Genomic DNA, 14,304 nt, shown 5'->3' with positions numbered 1-14,304 from the left:
TAGCTAATTTACGATGATTACATTTATGTCCTATAACTTAACTATACAGAGGCTTTGATTGTTTTCGGAGATGTCTATTGGTTTTGTCCGTTCACTCTGGCACTGGTTTCATCGCTTGCAAATTAATTTTACCTGCCGCAAACGTTGCAGTATTTGATTTACAAAGGTCATCTAAACTGGTTTTGACGGTACTTAAGAGGTTGGCGATCGCTCCTTCGGATATCTTGAGTCCAAAAACTTCCGCCAAGATTCCCGACAGCCGTTCGTAGCCGATCGCATGAGTGTAGCGCAGATATGTAACCAAGCTTTGAATTGAGCTGCCAAATGGTGAGCCTGGTTCCATTCCAGCAGGTACCCGGGCCAGATACTCGGTTTGACAACAGAGGCAGCGACCGCCATAGAGCTCGATGCGGGTGACTATCGGACGAATTGGTGGTAGTTCAATTTTGTCATAGACCGCTTGCAATTTTTGGGACGTGGCAGTGACTGTTTCTGAACACTGGGGGCAACTTTTGATTTGAGCGACAATGATTTGGTCGGGTTCGGGATGTAGATGTCTTCCCCCTCCTGCTCTGCCGATGCTTTTTTGTCTTTTGACTCCTTCTATTTTCGATGGCTTCGGCTTGATGTTGGGCTTGAATCCTTTTGATGGTGGAGTGCTTGAATTCGAGCTGGTTTTGGCGGGAGATGAGTTGGGTTTTGATTCGTCAGTGTCTAATGCTGCCCGCAGTTTTTGGATTTCCTGCCATAGCTCTACTATCAAGGCGTTTTTGGCCTCATCCGATAGTTGTTTTAGGTCAGGGAGTTTTTTCATTCCTTTATCTAATGTTTATCTCGTTCTCTTGTCAAGGGGGTTGAGCAATTACGTGTAATCTAATCTACCAGAAAAATTGTGCGTATTCGTAATCGCTATTGGCACCTTACAGAAGATAAATTGTGCAGAATTACCGATCGACTAAAAACACAATGCCCACTTCCCCAATTTCATCGCATCTCAGGAACTCTCACAGTCTCTGTAGGAGGCATAATTGCCTCTTTAGCATTCAACTTTTGATTCAACTCCCGAATCCGGCGCGACAGCAAGCGAATAATATTCACCGCAATTCCCGGCGTTTCATCAATCGCATCGTATAGCTGCATTTGAGTCAGCATCAAACACTCCGATTGTTCGACAGTAGAAATAGAAGCCGATCGAGGTTCGGCATCAAAAAGCGACATTTCCCCGAAACAAGCCCCCGCTTTCAACTGTGCCAAATCCCGATCGCCTATATGCACCCGCACCGTTCCCGATACCAAAATATAGAGAGATCGACCTTCTTGTCCTTCCGTAAAAATCCTGTGCTTGGAAGGAAACGAAAGTTCATCCATTACCGATGCTAGACGCACGAGAAAATCATCCCGCAGTTCCTTAAAAATCGGAACCTCCCTCACAAACAATAGGCGTTCGACGCTTGTTAACATAATGAGATGCAGTGATTAATTGAAACTTAAAAACGGGAAGGAGAAGGGGAATAAAAACCGTTGACGGTTGACGGTTAACTGTTGACTGACAATCACAACTGCCAACTGACAACTGACTAATGTTACCTTTTTCCCCCAGCACCGAACTCTGCCATCATCTCTTCAACTTGAGCGGATACCAAATTATCGGGGTCATTTTGCAGCCTGGGCAACAATTCGCCCAAAGCCCGCGGCGAAGCTATTTTCAAATAGGCTAACACTGCTTCGCGGACAAAACCCGTCGGGTGCTGCAGACAGACGAGAGTTTGTTGAGCCGTAAGACTCCAGCGCGCTTCTCTCGCCAAGTGAAAGCAGCAGGCCAAGGCCCAATCCGAAAGGAAGTGGCGCAATTCTAGCAAGCGGCGCAAACGATCGCTAGGGGCTAGAGGTTTGTAAACCATCAATTCCGAGAGGTTGCTCAATTTTTCTCTTTCCGAGTGTTGATCTAACAAATTGATGAGCGATCGCTTCCTAGCTATATCCACAGTATTATCGAGAATTTCCAATCCCCTAGCAACCAAAGAAGGTTGGCCGGAAGCGATGTTGAAAGCAGCCGCTTGTACCGTTTCCAGCGGATAAAGAAACTTCATCAGCAAAAAACAGCGCTCTTTAGCATCAGCTTCCAACCCCGCCAGAGCACGCTGCAACAATTGAGCCGTATCGTTCCCAGCTTCCCGGGCGCTGTTGCCCTCTCGCTCTGAGAAATTGCCGTAGGTTGTTACCCCAGACAAATCTACCAGAGCTGCATAAATTTGACCGATAAACATTAACTCCTGTTCGATGAGAGTTTCCAAGCCGCTGCGGCCGATGCGGTCTAGAACCCCTTCTATCCCCGCTTCTGAAGGCATTTTCAAGAGGATGCGGAGAATATTGCGCCTGGTAGTTCCCCAAGCCGTCATCAAATTGCTGACCAAAATGTCGATCGCCTCCGGAGTCCCAATTTGACCCAGAGCCGTCCAAGCTTGCAACCTGACCAAATCCGACTTGTGGATATCCTCAGCCAAATACACGAGCAAAGGAATGGCGTCGTTGTGAAGTTTGACTATAGCCTGCAAAGCCGCTTCCCTAGTCGATTTGTAACCAAGTCCGCGCAGCAGCGAAGGATAATATTCTTCCGAATGAGTAGACGAAATCACGTCTAACAGAGCGCAGCGCACTCGCAGAGATTCATCTTGCAACAGATTGGGGATATGCAGCCGCAGCCCTTGTAAATAATCAGCTTCTCCAAGAGCCCGCGTCCCCATAACACGTTCCCGCTCTTGCTTGTGTGTCAGCATTTGGCGCAGTGTGTTAGTAGCCTCTGCCTTTTGCTGGCGATCGCCCCTTCTCATAATTAAAGCAGCCGCCGTACCCCGCACCACCGGATCGACCGTCGGCTGCAAGTAAGGCCGCAAGCTCTCAATATTCGGTTCAGCTTCCGTCAGCCAGATGTAACGCAAAGCCAAGGCCAGCACCTCCGGCGGCAAGGATTGCTGCGAGAGTGCGCGGACAGATTCTAAATATGCGGGGTTCGGGTGTTGCAGCATCGTTTCCAAGCTCTGGCGCTGCAAACCAGGGGAGAGCGAATCCAGGAGGGGAGCCAGAACTTCTCCGACATTTTTGGGGTCAATTTGCGTCAGGAGTTCTATGCAAGAGCGCTTTTCATCTTCGCCCCCCGGCTTTTGTAGAGTTTCCACCACTGCCCGCTTGAGAGCTTTGAGGTCAACGTCTGTGACGCCCAAGCGTCCCCGCTCCGCACTTTTGACCAACAAACCCACGTATTGAGAGCGGATCAGCCATACCACAAACACCCACAACAGTGCCAATATGACGATCACGCCAATAAATATCAAGCTTTGCTGGTCGTGAAATACATTTTCGTCTTGCTGGGGGAGTATCTTGCCTGTCACCCACAGCATAATCAGGATGCCTACTCCTGTAGCTCCGCAGGACAAAGGTTCGCCCACACCGTTGACCAAAGTTTGAATTCCCGATCGAATATTGTCGGGAATCGGTTGAAATAATACCGGGCTAACAGTTTCCAAAAGCGTGTAGTGAAGCAGTTCGTCTAAAAATCTCAGCAATATTAGCCCGATAAACACAGATACTAGCTGGCCCAGAGATGCTCCTATGGTCAGCACCCCGAGTATAGCGATGCCCGCCGGCAAAATCATCGCCGTCACGAATACACCGATTCTTTCCACTAACCGGCTCGAAGCGAACCACTGAGTTGCCACTTGAAACAGGCCTTGTATGCCTTCATAAATGCCCAGGAAGCTAGCGATCCAGCTAGCTCCGTCCCCCGGGTTTTGGTATTCTAACTGGCTGTAGAATTGGAAATCTACCAGCACGTAGACGACTTCTGCGAGGATGAAAAAACTGACTAGAGGTACGGCGTATTTTTGGAGCGGGCCTGTAACTTTGCGGGCGGTAAATTCTTCTTGATCGTCGTCTTCGTCGTCATCCGTCCAGTGAGCCGTTTCCGGGAATGCTTGGCTATATTTTTCCGTGAGGTAGTAGAGCAACACCGAGCCTGTCGCCACCATCAACCCCGATATGAGGGTAACGTTTTTGAGTCCGACTACGTACAGCAAAACAGGCAGAGAAAATCCACTGACTACTCCAGCTACTAAATAGCCGCTACTAACTAGCGGATAGGTGCGCTTGATTTCTCTAATATTAAACAGTTGGTTGGAGGTGATAGAAGTATTAAGATCGTTGAGGACATAGCAAGCTTCTACCCACAGCCACATCAAAAAAATAGTAATAAAAGCGATGCTGACGCCAGCTATCTTAATATTTTCGTAGCCGATGCCGAATCGAAACAAAAATAGCGGTATCGACATCATTGCCAGAACAACCACTACGGTGCGCCTTAGCGGGAGGATTTTTTGCAGCCACGAGTAGACAAATCCCAAGCCAGAACCGATAAAGGCGCTGGCTATGTAGATAAAAGGCATTTTGTCTGCACCAAATTCATCTAGAAAAAGACCTACTGTGCTGAGTTCCAGCCAGATCAGCCCGACGGAGGTTAGAGTGTATACTACGAACATCAGTATGGTTCGCTCTACTTCTTCCGATCGCAGGTTGAGCGATCGCAGCACTCCTTGTTTTACTCCCGCCGAACCGCTGATTTGAAAATTTTCCATGCAGCGTTGATTTCCCTGTGTGGTAGCTTATTCCTGACTAACTTCGGAAGTCATCAGCTATCAGTCACCAGTTTATGACTGATGACTGCTTACTAATGACTATCTATTTATACTTTCTTCGGCGATAGCAGCATCATCATACTGCGTCCTTCTTTTTTGGGGGCTTGCTGCACTTCTGCGATTTCCTGCAAATCTGTCGCCATGCGCTTAAGCAAGTCCTCTGCTAGGTTGCTGTGTTGGATTTCCCGACCTCTGAACATGATCGTGGCTTTTACTTTGTCCCCAGATTTGATAAAGCGGTCTGCTAGTTTGAGGCGCACTTGGTAGTCGTGTTCTTCAATTTTGTAGCGCATCTTCACTTCTTTAACATCGGCAGTGTGCTGCTTCCGCTTTGCTTCTCGCGCTTTCTTTTCCTGCTCGAATTTGTACTTCCCATAGTCCATTACCCGGCATACGGGCGGGTCAGCTTTGTCGCTGACAAGTACGAGATCGAGTTCTTTTTCTTCTGCCAGGCGCAGCGCTTCTGCAGGCGTCAATATCCCTAGTTGCGCGCCGTCGGTATCGATTACCCGGATTTTGGGGTATCGAATATTTTCGTTGATCTGGGGTAGGTTGCGATTTTGTCTTCTTTCAATCACAGGCATGAATGGTTTTACAAGCAGTAGTTTAATAGCGAAGCTTCTTGATAGTTACAGGTTTGATCGGTCAATTTTTCACGATTGACGATCGAACTGTTTTATAAGGTGTTACCCTTACCGGACGTACTACCGCGCCCTGTGTCCCCTCCGCTAAAGCCTTGGGGAATATTTGGACGATCGTAAATGAATTCTTACAATACTTGCTATTCTACTCAGTCTGGCTGAGTTTCTGCCTAGTTTTATTTTAACTTCACACACTATCGCCCGCCCCCTTGCCCGATTGATGACAAAACCGTCAAAAATTCAGGGTAAAAGCTTAAGGATGAGGTAAAGTCGCTTTTCCTAGCCCATCTCGCCGGGTCGGACAAGTCCCCCAAGTCGCCTGATTTGCCTTGTAGAATAGGTATAAGCAAGTGTAAATTTATGTTGCGAGCTGAGGCAAAATTGACAAATTCTCTGCTGTGGCACCAACGGGTGGGAACTCAACGAGACTGGATGTGGCGGGGTTGGCAAACTCGCTACACTTATTTGCGGCCCGATGGGGTACGAAATCAAGGCGCGCTGGAATTTCAAGATTCTGCGGCCGAACCAATGCCCCCGCGCGCATCGGGAACGCCGATTATTTTACTGCACGGGTTTGGAGCTTCGATCGGGCACTGGCGACAAAATCTCGCCCAACTCGCCGAAAACCAAACCGTTTATGCCTTGGATTTGTTAGGGTTTGGCGCTTCCCAAAAAGCTCCGGTCAACTACTCTGTGTCTTTGTGGGTGGATCAAGTTTATGATTTTTGGCTAACTTTTATCAGAGAGCCAGTAATATTGGCAGGAAACTCGATCGGCTCGCTAATTTGTCTAGCCGTAGCCGCAGCTCACCCGGACATGGTAGCCGGCATCGTGATGATTAGCCTCCCAGACCCCTCTGTGCGAGCCGAAGCGGTGCCCGGATGGCTGCTTCCGGCGATCGAAGCTGTGGAAAGTTTGTTTGTTTCTCCGATCGTACTCAGGCCTTTGTTTTATTTTGCCCGTAAGCCTTCCTTTGTCCGTCGCTGGGTTGGCTTTGCCTACTCCAACCCCGAAGCTGTTACCGACGAATTAGTTGAAATTTTAACAGGGCCTGCGGGCGATCGGGGAGCAGCCCGCGCCTTCTGCGCCTTATTTAAAGCTGTAGGCAGTTCAAAATTTTGCCCCAGTGTCAAAATTGTGATGCGAAATTTAACAATCCCCATGCTGTTAATTTGGGGCAAACAAGACCGGATGATTCCCCCTCGGTTCGCCCGACCCCACCAATTTGTCGAATGCAACCCCAATTATGTAGAGCTAGTGGAATTAGATAATGCGGGCCACTGTCCCCAGGATGAATGCCCGGAACAAGTAAATCAAGCAATTTTGAACTGGATGAGCCGGAATTTTGCAGCTATGGGCGAGAGCCAATTGCAGCACTGTTGATTAGACATGGTGCCGTGGATTACTAAGGTAAAAAAATAACTTCCAGGTATTGATCCCGCTCAAAAATAAATTTGCTAGAACTCGATTCCCCTGGTGGTATGGTATAGCAGATGTTGAAGGCGATCGCGACGAGCGGAGCGGGTAAAAAGAAGTCCTGCAAAAAGGCGCAATCAACCGCTTAGGTTTCAAAAATTAAGAACCTCCTCACCGTCAGGGCGGTTGCTATATTACAAAACTTCCCTATCTTGATAGTCAGTCGATTTGAGGTTCAAGATTGACTCCCCAGCCGCTATCTAGACGATTGAACTAACCTAAACAACTTGTTTGCTGTGGGCGACTCCTGCTGGAAAGTAAGTCTCCGTCTTTCTGTGATGTCATGTATCTACTGTTATTGATGGCGCCTTTTTTTAGAAGCTCAGACATTGACACAATCACCAAGATAGTGTATCTTCTCTAACTGGTAGTACACATCCAAGTTATGCAGTTAGTCGAAAGGCAACTCATTAAACCAAATCACAGGTTTTACCCAGAAGCCGATCGATTGTCCTGGCTGTCCAACAAACTTTACAACTGCGATAACTATTATATCTACGGTCAAAACTTTTTCTCAGGTCAACCAACCAATGCTCTGGCTGTCGATCGTTCACTCAAAAAGAGTCTAAAGGACAAAGCATTGCCCGCCCAAGTAACACACAAAACTCTCCCGTTACTGCTGAAAATATGGACTAGCTATCATACTGTAAAATTGGCTGGCGCGATCGCGATCGTCCCACGAAATTTCAAGCAGCACCGAAAATCCCTGATTAAAAAATTCAGAAAAAAAGAGAGCAGGGGCGATATGTAGTTGTATTTAACTGTCAATCTGTTAGTAAAAAAGTAGCCAAAAAGCTTTGGCAAAAGAATATGTCAGTTTGTGTGGGACTAACATTTGACGGCATTGAAAAGTTACCTAAATGTTGAAAATCCGGATTGTTACCGAGCTAAGTTGTTAAGTTATTGAGGTAGTTTAGGAAAAGTTAGAACAAAACGCAAGTTTAAAGCGGATTATAACCCTTGCCGTAACGAGCTTCGCCAACATTAAAGAGCTATGAAACCCCTCCCTGGAAGAACGGTAAAATTATACCTTCTAACTTGTACCTTCTAACTTGTACCTTATAACTTCAAGAAACACCTTGTTTCTTGCTCCTAAAAATAAATACCTTCCCTTGTGCCAACAATCTTTCAGTCTGCTTATAACCGATCGCCCCCAAGTATACGGGAAAGTTCAAAAATGCCGGTATCTGGCATTTTGGAGCCTGTTAACGCATAAAAAAGTCAATTTAGCCAACAACTGACGGCCCCCGTGCCACCGGTCTGCTGGCGGCTAACTGCTGAAAGCCGATCGGGCAAGCAGCGCCCTTCCAGCTTTTGGCAGTAACGCAAACGAGGAAAAAACTGTCGTGAAATTCCACTGGCTACTACCGAGTTTCTTAAGTGTATTTTTGCTCGCCGGAGCCGCCGAAGCAGCTAGACTGCAATCTTGGCGGTTTGATGCTTCAGAGAACCGGCTTTACATTACAACAGACGGGGGAGTACAACCCAAGGCTCAACTGATTTTCAATCCTATGCGGTTGGTAATCGACTTGCCGGGGACGAGTCTGGGTCGTCCCTCGGTCAGCAAACCGCTCTCAGGGGCGATCGAATCGGTGCGGGTAGGACAGTTTGACAACGATACGACCAGAATTGTGGTCGAGATCAAAGACGGGTTTACTATAGACCCTCAGCAAGTAAAATTCCGGGGGATTTCTCCGAGCGAGTGGACAGTGGATTTGCCAACGCCGGTGCCGGGAGAAACTCAAAATCCGATTTCAGAGCCAGGGGGAGAAAGGTTATCGGTTGAATCTTCAGCACCCCAAGCCGAGTCAGCCCAGGCGACTGTAGTTCAGAACGTTCAGGCGACGGCGGACGGTTTTTTAGTCCGCACTGCGGGCGGTCGCCCCCAAATTAATTTTCAACAAAGTCGGGCTGGGGACATCGCTACCCTCGATATTGAAGGAGCTAGTGTAGGGCCGGCCCTAAGCAGCCAACAGCCTAAAACAAACGGTGAGCACGGGGTTGACAAGATTGAAGTCCGGCAACTGCCAACAGACCCGCCCGTTACCCGCGTGACTTTGCGGATGAAGAATTCTAATACTCAGTGGCGGGCATCTGTGAGCAATTTGGGCGGGGTTGTGCTATTGCCTGGAAGTGTAGTACGACAGCCCTCGGTTTCCCGGCGCCTGACTGTAGATCCTCCCGCTAGACAAGCTCAAGGAAATTTAGCGAGAGTTCAGTCAATTGATTTAGCCAGTAACGGCACGCAACTGGTGGTGAGAACTGACCGCCAAGTCTCCTATACCAGCGGCTGGGACCAGGGGTCGAAAGCTTACTGGATCAGGATCGCCTCTGGTGTGCTAACGGGGGAAATTCCTCAGCTCGATGCCAACAGTCCTGTATCCTTTACGGCCAGCCAAGAAGACTCGGAGACTGTGGTGATTTGGGTGCAGCCGCGATCGGGGGTAGAGGTAGGCAGGGTGACGAGACCGAGCCCGCAGTTGCTGTCTTTGCAGTTGCGATCTAATGCTAGCGCGCAGCAGCCTTTCACTCGCACTCCCAGCCAGCAGCAGCCTTTGCCGAGAAGGACTTTCGGAAGTGACGATTTGCCCCAAGCTTCTAACCGCCGCGCCGTAGTAGCGATCGATCCTGGTCACGGTGGCCGCGATCCGGGGGCAGTCGGGATTCAGGGCATTCAGGAGAAGGAGATTGTTTTGGATATCTCGTTTCAGGTGGCGAGGCTGCTGGAACAGCAGGGCGTGCAGGTGGTGATGACTCGGACTGACGACAGCGAAATCGACCTGGAACCGAGAGTTTCTTTGGCGGAACGGGTGAATGCTAGTTTGTTTGTCAGCATTCACGCTAATGCGATTAATATGAGTCGGCCGGATATTAGCGGGATTGAGACTTATTATTTCAATAACGGCCAAGATTTGGCGAGGGTGATTCACGCCAGTATTTTGGAGGGGACGGGGGCGACTGACCGCCGGGTGCGGCAGGCGAGATTTTACGTTTTGAGGAAGACTTCTATGCCTTCTGTTTTGCTGGAGGTGGGTTTTGTCACGGGTGCTGAAGATGCTGCTAGGCTTTCTGACCCAGCTTACCGCAGTCAAATGGCGGCTTCGATCGCTCGTGGTATTTTAGTTTATCTTCAACAAAGATAATATATTGCCGCAGGGATTGGTAATGGGTAATTGGTTATTTGTTATTTGTTATTGCTAGCAACTGACAACTGACCACTGCCAACTGACCACTGCCAACTGACCACTGCCAACTGACCACTGCCCAGTGCCAAGTGACAACCGACTATTGACAATTAACAAATGACTACAGACTCTGGACAACAAAGAATTGGTATTTTTGACAGCGGTGTGGGCGGTTTGACTGTTTTGACCCAGTTGTACCGACAATTGCCTAACGAATCGATACTTTATTTTGGAGATACGGCGAGGCTGCCTTACGGCACTCGCACGCCGTCAGAAATTGTGGAGTTTGTCCGCGAAATTATGGCCTGGCTGGTGGAACAGGATGTGAAAATGGTCATTATGGCCTGCAACACCAGTTCTGCTTTGGCGATGGAGATGGTGCAGGCTGAGTTTGATATCCCGGTGCTGGGAGTAATTCTGCCGGGGGCGCAGGCTGCGGTGCAGCAAGGCAAGCGGATCGGGGTTATCGCAACTCCTGCTACGGCTGCTAGCAATGCTTATCGAAATGCGATTTTGGAGATGGACGATTCTTGCCTGGTGTGGCAGGTTAGCTGTCCGGCTTTTGTGCCGCTGGTGGAGCAAAACCGGATTCACGACCCTTATACTTGTGAAGTGGCTCGGGAATATTTGGCTCCTTTAATTCAGCAGCGCATCGATACGCTGATTTACGGCTGCACTCATTATCCACTGTTGGCTCCTGTGCTGCGCTCGCTTTTGCCTGCTGGGGTGACATTGATCGATCCTGCGGTACGGGTGGTGGCTGCTGCTGCCAGAGAATTGGAGCTTTTAGGGCTGCGGAATCCTGGTACTGCGCTACCGACTCGTTTTTGCGTGAGCGGCCCCCCGCAGCAGTTTGCGGAGTTGTCGGTGCAGTGGCTCGGTTGTACTCCTGCTGTTGAGAAAATATCCCTGCCGACAGTTGTACGATCGCCCGTATCGCTGGAATCTGGCGAATAAGCTGGAAAATTTATAGGTTAATCTAACCCCCCAAAACTCAGGTAAAGCTGGCTCTGGGGGGTTTAATTATTGGGATGTAACCTAGCAATTACACATCAATAGGTAATATTATTGAACAAAAGCTTTGATGAAGAATGCAAATAATGTCCTATACGTGCTGGATCTCTTCAGCCTTGAACCATGTCACCCTATGTATCACAAGCAGTTTTACTTGTAGACGGCTATAACATTATTGGACTTTGGCCTCGACTCCGAGAGAAGCGCGATCGCGACGAACTCGAAACAGCTCGCCGCGAGTTGATTGAGGTTTTAGTTAACTACAGCGCCGTTCAAGATTTTGAAGCTCGACTGGTGTTTGACGCGCACTATCGAGATACTCCTGGCGTTAAAGAAATTATTACTAAAAATTTATCGGTGCACTACACTGACTTCGGTCAGACAGCAGATACTTATATTGAAAAATCTTGTGCTAGTTTGCGCTACGAGTTGCGATCGGTCAAAGGCAAAGGCCGCATGATTGTCGCCACCTCAGACCGAGCGCAGCAATTGACCGTAGTCGGCTACGGTGCCGAATGGATGTCAGCCGAACAACTAGCGGCTGACGTAGAATCCACTGCCCGCCGCAGCGAGCGCCAGCACAAATCCCGCAAACACAACTCCAGTCGGTTTCTCGCCAATTCCCTCGATCCCGAATCCCAGCAGCGCCTCGCCAAGTTGAGAATGGGGCTGCATTAGCTGCTGAAACCTTCTTGCTGTATGACAAAAAAAAAGTTTGTCAAAGGCCTTGCCAAATCGAGTAAGTTCAGCTATTGTTAGTAATTGTGGGTAACAAAAACCCCCAATCCTCGGTAGCTCAGTGGCAGAGCGGTCGGCTGTAATGAATGCAAGCCTTTGGCATCAACCAAAAGCCCTAGTGACATAGCAGCTCTATCCGGTAACGGATACTGAAAAATCGGGTGAATTCAAGGAAACCGCAGCACTTTGGGTGGCGGCAATCTTGAGCCAAGTCTGGCGAAAGGCAGCGGTTACGATCGCAAGTAGCCGGAAAGGTGCAGAGACTAGAGATGAGGAGCCTAACCAATAAATCTCACAGCGCCCGACATCCGACGACAGATCACACAGATGATTTGTAGGGATGATGAAATAGTCCGCCCCCTTCGGAAACGTTGGGATAAGTGTAACCGATTGGTCGTAGGTTCAAATCCTACCCGGGGAGTTAGTAAAAGTCTGAAGTTGGAATTTTCCAGCTTTAGATTTTTTGTTTTGATTTTCAGATATGTTTTTCTATCATAATGTAGATGCAAACACTTTACCTGTATCATGAGCTATCGCGACATCATCACCATAGAGCCGGATAAGCGTGGTGGCAAGCCCTGTATTCGTCGGATGCGGATTACGGTTTACGACCTTCTTGGCTGGCTGGCTTCTGGAATGTCTATGACGGAGATTATTGACGACTTCCCAGAACTGACAGAAACAGTTCAGGGGGCGACAAGCGCCCCTGAACCTTTACAGGGGTCTGTTTTCGCGCGAGCGACCAGCCTCAAAAATTTCGGCTTATTGACAAAATAATCTCAAGAGTGAAAAAGTAGGCAGTTGTGATAAAAAAGAAGGGTCTCGCTAATACAGCACTTCCGGATGTTATGAGGTACACTAGCAGCAATTAGTAAACCAGTTTTTGAGCTTAGCGGGTGACAAGGCACCTCTAGTTTAAACAGGACAAAGGTTTGAGAGAATGGTAAGGCAAAAAAATAAGGAGCCACACGGGCTCCCCAAAAAACAAAATGTTGCCCCCATCATACCAAAAAATCCTGCGTACTCATCTCAATGAAAGCCAGTACTTAACCTTACAACTGCTATTGTTATTGCTGAGCGGCTCATCGTCAGGTCAAACTCTCCGTATTAGCCAGTGTCTTTCCTCAACCGATTCAATATCAAAGCCGCAAACGAAACTTACAACGCTTTTTAGTGTTGCCTCAGTTGTGCGTCAAACTGTTGTGGTTTCCCCTGATTAAATATTGGATTCGTCAAGAGCAAACGGGAAAGCGCTTCAACCGAGAACAACGTCGTTGTGTACGAAAACTCAAGCATCAAAAATATGGCTATTGGATCATTGCAATCGACCGAACACAGTGGAAAGGACACAATATATTTATGGTTAGTCTGGTCTGGGGAACTCATGCTCTTCCGATATATTGGGAAGTCTTAAAGAAGTCAGGTAACAGTGACCTCAAGACTCAAAAACGACTTTTAGGTACAGTCCTTCTTCTGTTTAAGAACTATCCCGTCTTGGTCTTAGGCGATCGTCGAGAGTTCCATAGCCCCAAACTCGCATCATGGCTTGATTCCAGGGGCGTATCCTTTGCACTACGGAGCGAAAAAGGACTTCCAATTTCAAGAGAATTTAGGTGAAGACTATCAAGTGCTCAAAAAGCTTGGCTTCAAACCTGGGATGTCCAATTTTTATCAGAATATTTTGGGAAATAAAGGAGACGGTTTAGGACCCTTTAATCTGGCTGTATATTGGAAACGAAAATATCGTAAGCTAGGACCAAAAGAACCTTGGTATATTCTGACAAATCTCCCCAATCTGAAGCTTACTTTAGGTGTTTATTGTTGTCGGTGGGGCATCGAACAGATGTTCAAAGATTACAAAACAGGTGGTTATAATTTGGAAGACACCAAGGTCAATGAAGCTCGCTTTTTAGCCTTAGTCTTGTTGATTGCGATAGCTTATAGTTTGGCGACGATTCACGGACAATGGATCAAGAAATTAGGTATAGAAATTTATGCTGGACGGCTCAATGAGCATCAAGACAAAACCCCACTTCGTAAGTGAATTTAGTCTGAGCCTCTATGGACAACGGTGGATCTATGGGATGGAATTATGGAACGATTGGGTAATAACTGGAGTTTAGACTAAAAAATACCTCTAACAGCAAATCTCTCGCTAGTTAAAAACTGACGAGAGCGTCCATAAAGCTTAAAATATTACCGCTCAGGTGGTGACTTTTGCTACCTTCTTTTTCTTGGCCAACCCTTTTTTGACCGTTGGACAGGGAGGACGTTTCTTTCTTTGTTTCCCTATGGGCAAACCAGGAGACTTTCCGCGAGGTTTGGGATGAGGTGCAGGAGAACCAATCCTCGCTAAAAGTGGGGCAAAAGAATTGGCAATACGACCAGGGGTTAATTTAGTCATGGGCTTCTGCCATGGTAAAGGAGAATCCTCAACAACATTGCTTGCCAGCCACAATTGCCAAGTGATCAATGGCATCAGGTCGTAAGGATTCAGGTCAAAAAAAACTTAAGTGTCGGCATCTGGTAAAATAAGTAAATGAAAAAGCCCGCAGCCACCAG

General features: G+C 47.9%; 11 protein-coding genes and 1 pseudogene. 7 read left to right on the top strand and 5 right to left on the bottom strand.

Annotated features, from left to right (window positions below; translation table 11 throughout):
* Nucleotides 1-91: 91 nt before the first annotated feature.
* The 4 genes from QUA25_RS27670 to infC form a co-directional block, all read right to left on the bottom strand.
* On the bottom strand, nucleotides 92-814 hold the full coding sequence (locus QUA25_RS27670) for a hypothetical protein (protein WP_333042798.1): 723 nt from the start codon (nucleotides 812-814) through the stop codon (nucleotides 92-94).
* Nucleotides 815-984: 170 nt separating this feature from the next.
* A complete protein-coding gene (locus QUA25_RS27665; RefSeq protein ID WP_333042796.1) occupies nucleotides 985-1,461 on the bottom strand; it encodes a Crp/Fnr family transcriptional regulator in 477 nt (158 codons plus the stop codon).
* Nucleotides 1,462-1,583: 122 nt separating this feature from the next.
* Nucleotides 1,584-4,628 carry a HEAT repeat domain-containing protein gene (locus QUA25_RS27660; RefSeq protein ID WP_333042794.1) on the bottom strand — a complete coding sequence of 1,015 codons (3,045 nt, stop codon included), beginning with the start codon at nucleotides 4,626-4,628 and terminating at the stop codon, nucleotides 1,584-1,586.
* A 107-nt stretch (nucleotides 4,629-4,735) separates the two neighbouring features.
* Nucleotides 4,736-5,272 (bottom strand): translation initiation factor IF-3, encoded by a 537-nt coding sequence (gene infC / locus QUA25_RS27655; RefSeq protein ID WP_006635262.1) that lies wholly within the window; start codon nucleotides 5,270-5,272, stop codon nucleotides 4,736-4,738.
* A 417-nt stretch (nucleotides 5,273-5,689) separates the two neighbouring features.
* On the opposite strand from infC, the gene QUA25_RS27650 reads away from it, so the two are divergent.
* The 7 genes and pseudogenes from QUA25_RS27650 to QUA25_RS27620 all read left to right on the top strand — a co-directional run.
* Entirely contained in the window at nucleotides 5,690-6,712 is a 1,023-nt protein-coding gene (locus tag QUA25_RS27650) for an alpha/beta fold hydrolase (RefSeq protein ID WP_333042792.1), read from the top strand.
* A gap of 478 nt (nucleotides 6,713-7,190) precedes the next feature.
* On the top strand, nucleotides 7,191-7,556 hold the full coding sequence (locus QUA25_RS27645; protein ID WP_333042790.1) for a hypothetical protein: 366 nt from the start codon (nucleotides 7,191-7,193) through the stop codon (nucleotides 7,554-7,556).
* Between the two features lie 595 nt (nucleotides 7,557-8,151).
* On the top strand, nucleotides 8,152-9,948 hold the full coding sequence (locus tag QUA25_RS27640) for an N-acetylmuramoyl-L-alanine amidase (protein ID WP_333042788.1): 1,797 nt from the start codon (nucleotides 8,152-8,154) through the stop codon (nucleotides 9,946-9,948).
* A 159-nt stretch (nucleotides 9,949-10,107) separates the two neighbouring features.
* Nucleotides 10,108-10,947, top strand: a complete 840-nt coding sequence (gene murI / locus QUA25_RS27635) for a glutamate racemase (protein ID WP_190660417.1) — start codon at nucleotides 10,108-10,110, stop codon at nucleotides 10,945-10,947.
* A gap of 180 nt (nucleotides 10,948-11,127) precedes the next feature.
* The gene (locus QUA25_RS27630) at nucleotides 11,128-11,682 is read left to right on the top strand and encodes an NYN domain-containing protein (protein WP_242722119.1); all 555 of its coding nucleotides are present in this window, start codon (nucleotides 11,128-11,130) and stop codon (nucleotides 11,680-11,682) included.
* Between the two features lie 585 nt (nucleotides 11,683-12,267).
* Nucleotides 12,268-12,519, top strand: a complete 252-nt coding sequence (locus QUA25_RS27625) for a DUF433 domain-containing protein (RefSeq protein ID WP_333042784.1) — start codon at nucleotides 12,268-12,270, stop codon at nucleotides 12,517-12,519.
* A 212-nt stretch (nucleotides 12,520-12,731) separates the two neighbouring features.
* A pseudogene (locus QUA25_RS27620) lies at nucleotides 12,732-13,850 on the top strand (IS4 family transposase); the annotation flags it as partial.
* 95 nt (nucleotides 13,851-13,945) lie between these two features.
* Here QUA25_RS27620 and QUA25_RS27615 read toward each other — a convergent pair.
* Nucleotides 13,946-14,221: a hypothetical protein gene (locus QUA25_RS27615; RefSeq protein ID WP_333042783.1), complete on the bottom strand. Its 276-nt coding sequence runs from the start codon at nucleotides 14,219-14,221 to the stop codon at nucleotides 13,946-13,948.
* Between the last annotated feature and the right edge of the window lie 83 nt (nucleotides 14,222-14,304).

The organism is Microcoleus sp. Pol17C6 (assembly GCF_036701145.1).
In the GTDB taxonomy this organism is placed as follows: Bacteria; Cyanobacteriota; Cyanobacteriia; order Cyanobacteriales; family Microcoleaceae; genus Microcoleus.
Note: the sequence above shows the minus strand (reverse complement) of the source record. Positions and strands in the feature narration are given on the sequence as shown.